This window comes from Guyparkeria sp. SB14A (assembly GCF_005096345.1).
Taxonomy (GTDB): Bacteria; Pseudomonadota; Gammaproteobacteria; order Halothiobacillales; family Halothiobacillaceae; genus Guyparkeria; species Guyparkeria hydrothermalis.
In genome coordinates, this window is the sequence record NZ_SWAW01000049.1 from 1 (window position 1) to 7,082 (window position 7,082).

General features: G+C 69.5%; 7 protein-coding genes and 1 pseudogene. 5 read left to right on the forward strand and 3 right to left on the reverse strand.

From position 1 onward, the window contains the following. Nucleotides 1-501, reverse strand: a 501-nt coding sequence (locus FAZ79_RS10900) for a biotin/lipoyl-binding protein (RefSeq protein ID WP_136867994.1), incomplete at its 3' end; no start/stop codon positions are given. A gap of 42 nt (nucleotides 502-543) precedes the next feature. On the opposite strand from FAZ79_RS10900, the gene FAZ79_RS10905 reads away from it, so the two are divergent. From FAZ79_RS10905 to FAZ79_RS10925, 5 genes are all read left to right on the forward strand, one after another. Next, entirely contained in the window at nucleotides 544-1,995 is a 1,452-nt protein-coding gene (locus tag FAZ79_RS10905) for a deoxyribodipyrimidine photo-lyase (RefSeq protein WP_136867995.1), read from the forward strand. Nucleotides 1,996-2,064: 69 nt separating this feature from the next. After that, nucleotides 2,065-2,868 carry a TOBE domain-containing protein gene (locus FAZ79_RS10910; protein WP_136867996.1) on the forward strand — a complete coding sequence of 268 codons (804 nt, stop codon included), beginning with the start codon at nucleotides 2,065-2,067 and terminating at the stop codon, nucleotides 2,866-2,868. 84 nt (nucleotides 2,869-2,952) lie between these two features. Beyond that, nucleotides 2,953-3,717, forward strand: coding sequence for a molybdate ABC transporter substrate-binding protein (gene modA, locus FAZ79_RS10915; RefSeq protein WP_136867997.1), 765 nt, complete (start codon nucleotides 2,953-2,955; stop codon nucleotides 3,715-3,717). A gap of 24 nt (nucleotides 3,718-3,741) precedes the next feature. Next, the gene (gene modB, locus FAZ79_RS10920; RefSeq protein WP_136867998.1) at nucleotides 3,742-4,434 is read left to right on the forward strand and encodes a molybdate ABC transporter permease subunit; all 693 of its coding nucleotides are present in this window, start codon (nucleotides 3,742-3,744) and stop codon (nucleotides 4,432-4,434) included. A gap of 4 nt (nucleotides 4,435-4,438) precedes the next feature. Next, nucleotides 4,439-5,500: an ATP-binding cassette domain-containing protein gene (locus tag FAZ79_RS10925; protein WP_136867999.1), complete on the forward strand. Its 1,062-nt coding sequence runs from the start codon at nucleotides 4,439-4,441 to the stop codon at nucleotides 5,498-5,500. 75 nt (nucleotides 5,501-5,575) lie between these two features. Here FAZ79_RS10925 and FAZ79_RS10930 read toward each other — a convergent pair whose 3' ends face one another. Next, the gene (locus FAZ79_RS10930) at nucleotides 5,576-6,766 is read right to left on the reverse strand and encodes a glycosyltransferase (protein WP_136868000.1); all 1,191 of its coding nucleotides are present in this window, start codon (nucleotides 6,764-6,766) and stop codon (nucleotides 5,576-5,578) included. A gap of 37 nt (nucleotides 6,767-6,803) precedes the next feature. After that, a pseudogene (locus FAZ79_RS11505) lies at nucleotides 6,804-7,082 on the reverse strand (bifunctional (p)ppGpp synthetase/guanosine-3',5'-bis(diphosphate) 3'-pyrophosphohydrolase); the annotation flags it as partial.

Below are 7,082 nucleotides of genomic sequence, written 5' to 3' on the forward strand. Positions count from 1 at the left end.
TTGCGCGCCTCGACCAGCCGGGCGGCGGGTACTGGCCGCGCGGGCCCGGGCCGCCTGCTCGCGCGAGATGGCCTGGTCGAGGGCCTGCTCGCTGGCCACCTGCCGCTCGCGCAGCTCGCGGGTGCGCGCCAGCTCCTGCCGCGCCAGGCGTGCCTCGGACTCGGCCTGGGCGAGCTCGGCCTCGACCGAGTCGACCCGCGCGGCCAGATCACGGTTGTCGAGTCGGGCCAGCGGCTCACCAGCCTCGACGCGCTCGCCCCGGCGCACCGGGCGTTCACTGATCCGCCCGGTGGCCTGAAAGCCGACCGAGGCGGTGGTCTCGGCGGCCACCTCGCCGACCAGCGGTGCCCGTTCGACCACGCCGGTTGCCACGGGGGCGACCAGCACCACCGGCGCGTCGGCATCGGCCGATTGGGACGCGGCCAATGCGTGCCCCGCGGGCAGGGCCAGTGCCGCGACCAGGCCGGCGAGCAGCAGAAAAAAATCAGGGCGCTTTGCCATACTCACCGGCCATTCCTCCCTGCAGCCATTAGCCAACCGTCCATGTCCACATCGACCACCCTTGTCTGGTTCCGCCAGGATCTGCGCCTTGCCGACAATCCGGCACTCGACGCCGCGCTGGCATCCGAGCACATCATACCCGTCTATATCGTACCGCCGGAGGGCTCGGAGGAGGGCCGCGACGGCTTTCTCCGGGGCGGGGCCAGCCGCTGGTGGCTGCATCACAGCCTCGAGGCGCTCGATCGCGACCTTCGGGCACGGGGCAGTCGGCTGATCGTGCGCCGCGGCGAGCCGGCCGAGGTGCTGGCCCGGCTGGCCGCCGAGACCGACGCGACCGTCGTGCACTGGAACCGTCGACTGGAACCGGCCGGCATCGCCACCGATCGGGCGGTCAAGCAGTCACTACGCGAGCAGGGCCTGAGCGTCCAGTCGTTTGCCGGCAACTACCTGCACGAGCCCTGGAACGTGCTCAACAAGCAGGGCGCGCCCTACAAGGTCTTCACCCCCTACTGGAAGGCGCTGCTCGCCGAGGGCATCGACCTACCCGTCCTGTCCGACCCCGAGCGACTGCCAGCCGTGGACGAGGCCATCGCGAGCGAGCCGATCGACTCGCTCGAGCTCCTGCCGCAACTCGACTGGGCCGACGGTTTTGCCGACTGGTGGACGCCGGGCGAGGCGGGTACCTGGGATCGTTTCGAGTCATTCCTCGACGACGTCTCGCGCTACCACGAGACCCGCAACCGGCTCGACCTGGACGGCACCTCGCGGCTCTCGCCGCACCTGCACTTCGGTGAGATCTCCCCGCGCCAGGTCGTCGCCCGGGTGCGCAGCGAGTACCCGGACGCCCTCGACGACAAGGGCCCGGAGCACTTCCTGCGCGAGGTCGGCTGGCGCGAGTTCGGCGCCAATCTGCTCTACCACTTCCCGCGGACCGAAACCGACAATCTCGACGCCCGCTTCGACCACCTGCCCTGGCGCAACGCCACGGATCACATCGTGGCCTGGCAACGCGGCAAGACCGGCATCCCGGTGGTCGACGCGGCCATGCGCGCCTTGTGGGCGACCGGCTGGATGCACAATCGCGCGCGGATGATCGTCGCCTCGTTTCTGACCAAGAACTGCCTGGTCGACTGGCGTATCGGCGCCGACTGGTTCATGGACACGCTGGTCGACGCGGATCTGCCCAGCAACACCGCCGGCTGGCAGTGGGTGGCGGGCACCGGCGCGGATGCCGCCCCCTACTTCCGCATCTTCAACCCCGTCCTGCAGGGCGAGAAGTTCGACCCCGAGGGCGCCTTCATCCGTCGCTGGGTGCCGGAGCTGGCCGAACTGCCCGACAAGGCCCTGTACGCGCCCTGGGAGGCGAAACCGGAGACGCTGGCACGCGCCGGGGTGAGGCTGGGCGAGACCTACCCCGAACCGATCGTCGATCTCAAGGCCTCGCGCGAACGGGCGCTGGAGGCCTTCCAGCAGATCAAGGACTACCAGCGCTAAGGAGCCTCTGCCCACGCGCCGCCTCACGGGTAAGATGTGGGACATCCACCCCTCGTTGTCTCTGCCGATATGTCGATATATAGTAAAGAACATACCGCGTCGTTCACTGGCTCGCTGGGCCTGAAGCTGGGCGCGGGTGAGATCTCGGACCGCCGCTTGCGGCTGCTGGCCGCGCTCGAGCAAACCGGCTCGATCAGCGGCGCGGCCCGCGCGATCGGCATGACCTACAAGGCGGCCTGGGACGCGATCGACGCGATCAACAACCTCGCCGACCGGCCACTGGTGGCCACCCGCCATGGCGGCAGTCGCGGCGGCGGCGCCGAACTGACCGAGGAGGGCCGGCAACTGCTGGCCGCCTGGCGGCGGCTCGACGGCCTGCAGCGCGAGATGCTCGCCCTGTTCGAACGCGAACAGATCACCGATCAACTGGACCTGATCAGGCGAATCAACATGAAGACAAGCGCCCGAAACCATCTGGCCGGCAAGGTGAAGGCGATCACCCGGGGCACGGTCAACAGCGAGGTCGTCGTCGCATTGAACGGCGGCGACGAGCTGGTCGCCGTCATCACCAGCCAGAGCGTCGAGGACATGGGGCTGGCCGAGGGCGGTGACGTGCACGCCCTGGTCAAGTCGAGCTTCGTCATCCTGGCCGATGCCGCCTCGCGCACCTCGGCGCGCAACCACCTCTGCGGCACGGTCGAGCGGATCGAGACCGGCGCGGTCAACAGCGAGGTGGCCATCGCCCTGCCCGGCGGCGCCCGGCTGACCGCGGTGGTGACCAACGAGAGCGTCACTGCCCTGGGCCTGCGCGAGGGCGGCAAGACCTGTGCGCAGATCAAGGCCAGCCACGTCATCCTGGGCGTGGACGAGTAGCGACGTAATCGCTCGCGCGGCATCTCGCCTTGCGCACCGATATATACCCAGCGACTCATCGAAGAACGAAACAAGGAGTTCGAGATGTGGAAGAAGACCCTGATGACCACCCTGCTCGCCAGCGGCTGGCTGACCGCGACGGCGGTCCAGGCCGCGACCATCACCGTGGCGGTCGCCGCGAACTTCACCAAGGCGGCCGAGGAGATCGGCGCGGCCTGGGAAGCGAAGAGCGGTCACGACGTGCGGTTCTCCTTCGGCCCATCGGGCAAGCTGCTCGCGCAGATCCAGAACGGCGCGCCGTTCGATGCCTATTTCTCTGCCGACACGGATCGCCCCGAGCTCCTGGTCGAGGCCGGTGACGCGCGGGACTTCTTCGTCTACGCCCGGGGACAACTCGCCCTGTTCAGCCTGGACCTGCCGGTCGACGAGCGCGCCGAAGCAATCCTGGCCGACGGCGACTTCCGCTATCTGGCGGCCGCCAACCCCAAGGCCGCGCCCTATGGACTGGCCGCGCAGCAGGTGCTGGAAAAGCGCGGCCTCTACCAGCGCTACCGAGACGCGGGAAAGATCGCCACCGGTGAAAGCATCACGCAGACCTTCCAGTTCGTCACCACCGGCAACGCCCAGCTGGGGTTCGTCGCCCTGTCGCAGCTGCGGGACCCGGAAAGCCCGGTCGCGGGCAAAGGCCACACCTGGATGCCGCCGGCCGAGGACTACGACCCGATCGAGCAGGGTGCCGTGGCGCTGACCCGCAGCGAACACCCCGAGGTGGTCGATGACTTCCTGACCTTCGTCCGCGGCGACGCGGGCGCGGCGATCATCGCCAAGTACGGCTACGACACGCCCTGAGGAACCGTTCCCCGAGGACTTTCCATGACCCTGTTCGGCATCCCGCTCGACACCCATCCGATCTGGCTGACCCTGCAGGTCGCGGCGGTGACCACCATCCTGCTGCTACTCATCGGCGTGCCGATCGCCTGGGGGCTTTCCCGCATGCGATCGCGCTGGCGGGTGGTCTTCGAGGCACTGGTCTCGTTGCCGCTGGTGCTGCCCCCGACGGTGCTGGGCTTCTACCTGATCATCGCCATGAACCCCAACGGGCCGCTGACCGAGTTCCTGGGCCGGTTCGGCTTCGATGGCCAGCTGACCTTCAATTTCGCCGGGCTGGTGATCGGCTCGGTGCTGTTCTCGTTGCCATTCATGGTCCAGCCGATGATGTCCGCCTTCCAGGGGCTCTCGGAGGAGGTCCTGGATGCCGCCCGGCTGATGCGCGCGGGCTTTCTCGACCGGTTCTTCACGGTGATCCTGCCGCTGTCGCGCCAGGGCCTGCTGGTGGGCTCGGTGCTCACCTTCGCCCACACCGTGGGCGAGTTCGGCGTGGTGCTGATGGTCGGTGGGAACATCGAGGGGCAGACGCGCATGGTCTCGATCGCGATCTTCGACCACGTCGAGTCGTTCGAGTACGCCCAGGCCCACCTGCTCTCGGCGGTAATGGTGATCTTCTCCTTCGCCACGCTGGTGGGCGTGTACCTGATCAACCGCCGGTTTTCGGCACGACTGGGGTAGGGGCATGTTCGCAGGCAACCTCACACTGACCGTCGGCGAGTTCCGCATGGCCTCCGGCGACTTCGCCTTCGACTCCGACGGCGTGACCGCGCTGTTCGGTCGCTCGGGATCGGGCAAGAGCACATTGCTGCGCGCGATGGCCGGCCTGGACCGGCAGACGCGCGGACAGCTGCGCTTTCACGACGAGACCTGGCAGGACGGCCGGCACGCCCTGCCAGCCGAGCAGCGCGACATCGGCATGGTCTTCCAGCATGCCGCCCTACTCGCCCACCGCACCGTGCGCGGCAATCTGGACTTCGCCGCCAGACGCGCCCCAGCGGACCGGGGGGCGGCGATCGACCGCGACCAGATCATCGAACGCACCGGCCTCGGCCCGCTGCTCGACCGGGCGGTGGGCAAGCTCTCCGGCGGCGAGCGCCAGCGCATCGCCATCGCCCGGGCCCTGATCGGCAAACCCCGCGTGCTGATGATGGACGAGCCGCTAGCCGCGCTCGACTGGCGCGCCAAGGCAGAGCTCCTGGACCTGTTCGAGACGGTGATCCGCGATTTCGGCATTCCCACGGTGATTATCACCCACGCCCCGGCGGAGGTGGAGCGCCTCGCCGACCGGGTGGTGTTCATGAGCGAGGGGCGCGTCGAGCGGGTCGAGACATTGAAGGAGGCGCTCGGGCGGGTCGACTCGCCGCTGTTCACCGAGGAAGGCCCGGTCGCCTCGCTCGACGGGCACGTGGAGCACGTCGACGGCGACCCGCATCGCCTGCGCTTCGTCACCACACCCCAAACGGGCACCGGCCAGCCGGTCACCTTTCAACTGGGCGCGGACGGCTCGACGACCGAGCACGGCCCACGTCTCTGCGCGTGCGCGCCGACGACGTGGCACTGGCCCGGAAGCGACTCGACAACATCTCGATGCAGAACCAGCTCCCGGCCCGGATCGAACGGATCGACACCAGCGCCCCGGGCCGCCGGGCCGTGTTCCTCACCCTGGAGGACGGTCAGCGGCTGGTCAGCGAGGTCACCGACCGCGCCGTGGCCGACATGGGGCTGGATGCCGGCCAGGCCGTGATCGCCCTGGTCAAGAGCGCGGCATTGGCGAGGTAATCCGGGCCGAGCGACACGACCGCGGGCCCGCGTGGCCCGATCAGGCGGAAACCGAGCCCTTCCCTGGCCACGATGCCTCGCGGCCAATGTCGTCGCTGACCCGCCCCTCGCGGCAGAGCTGGCCCATCCTCAGCAATTGCCGATCGAGCTGCGGCCCCCAGCCGTAGTGACGCACGGCCCGTCGGCGCGCGGCGGCGCCGGCGGTCAGCCAGTCGCGGTCGAACAGGCGCGTCACGCCCCGCGCGAGTGCCGCGGCCCGCGCCTGCGGCACCAGCTCGCCCACCGTCTCGTCGACCAGCTCGGGCGTGGCCCCGGCATCCACGCCGACCACCGGCAGGCCGCAGGCCATCGCCTCGAGGATCACCAGGCCGAAGGTCTCGGCATCGCCGGCATGCAGCAAGGCGTCCGCCGATGCGAGGTAGGCGGCCAGCGTGTGCTCGTCGGCGACGTAATCGACCACGCGCAGACGGGGATGGCTGCCGACGGGCATGCCCGCGCCGATCAGCAACAGGTAGTAACGATCGTCGAGCTCGTCGAGCGACGCGACCAGCTGGTCGACGTGCTTCTCGCGCGTGTTGCGCCCGGCGAACACCAGCAAGCGGGCATCGCGCGGGATCCCGAGCGCGTCACGCAGTCCCGGCTGGACCGCGGAGGGACGGAAGATCGAGGTATCCACGCCCAGGCGCTGCACGCTGACATGGCGCACGCCCAGGTCGGCCAACTGGCTGGCCATGACGTCGCTCGGGGCGAACATCCAGTCGAATCGGCGATACAGCCGGCCCAGATAGCGCCCCGACAGCGGCCGGACCCAGTCGCCGCAACGCAGCGCGAGCAAGCGCGAGAGGTCCGAATGGAAGAAGCCGACCGCCGGCACGCCCAGTCGTTTCGCCGCGGCCTGGGCGGCGTGGGCGGTGACGTAGGGATCGCCCGCCTCGATCGCATCGGGCGCCAGCTCGATCAACGCCTCCCGCCAGGGACCGGGGCGCAGGGGAAACCGGTAGCCATCGCCGGCGGGCAGGCGCCAGGCCGGCAACTGGCGCAGCCACTGATTGGCATCGGCCGACCACGCCGAATGCGGGCCGGGCACCAGCAGGCTGTGCTGGCAATCCGGGCAATCAGCGATGTGGTGGCGCTTGGCCTCGAGGTAACGGCGCACGCCGCCCGAGGCCGGCCCCCAGAACATGGTGACGTCGGCCAGGTGCAGCGGCGGGGAAACAGGTGTCTTTTCCATTGGCGCCACGCTACCCCGCGCGCATGACGGTTTGTTGTCAGCCGGAGCGGTCCTCGGCCCCTGGCCACTCGACCGGCAACACCCGTTCCGGGTACTGGCCGGCCAGGTGGGCGAGGTTGCGACAATCGGGGCGGTGGAGCTTGTAGCCCTGCGAGCGACTCAGGAACGCCATCACCCGTTCACCCGGTTGCGGGTTGCAGCACTTGGCCGGGATGACCTTGAGCCCGTCGATCGACTGGTTCTCGATGACGAGGCTGCGCCCGCCCGGCGGCTCGGGCAACGGCTCGCCTGCGGCCGGCTCCTCGCGCGGCGGGCG

Coding starts and splice junctions, on each gene's coding strand:
- FAZ79_RS10905 (WP_136867995.1), top strand. CDS start 544: ATGTCCACATCGACCACCCTTGTCTGGTTCCGCCAGGATCTGCGCCTT.
- FAZ79_RS10910 (WP_136867996.1), top strand. CDS start 2,065: ATGTCGATATATAGTAAAGAACATACCGCGTCGTTCACTGGCTCGCTG.
- modA (WP_136867997.1), top strand. CDS start 2,953: ATGTGGAAGAAGACCCTGATGACCACCCTGCTCGCCAGCGGCTGGCTG.
- modB (WP_136867998.1), top strand. CDS start 3,742: ATGACCCTGTTCGGCATCCCGCTCGACACCCATCCGATCTGGCTGACC.
- FAZ79_RS10925 (WP_136867999.1), top strand. CDS start 4,439: ATGTTCGCAGGCAACCTCACACTGACCGTCGGCGAGTTCCGCATGGCC.
- FAZ79_RS10930 (WP_136868000.1), bottom strand. CDS start 6,766: ATGGAAAAGACACCTGTTTCCCCGCCGCTGCACCTGGCCGACGTCACC.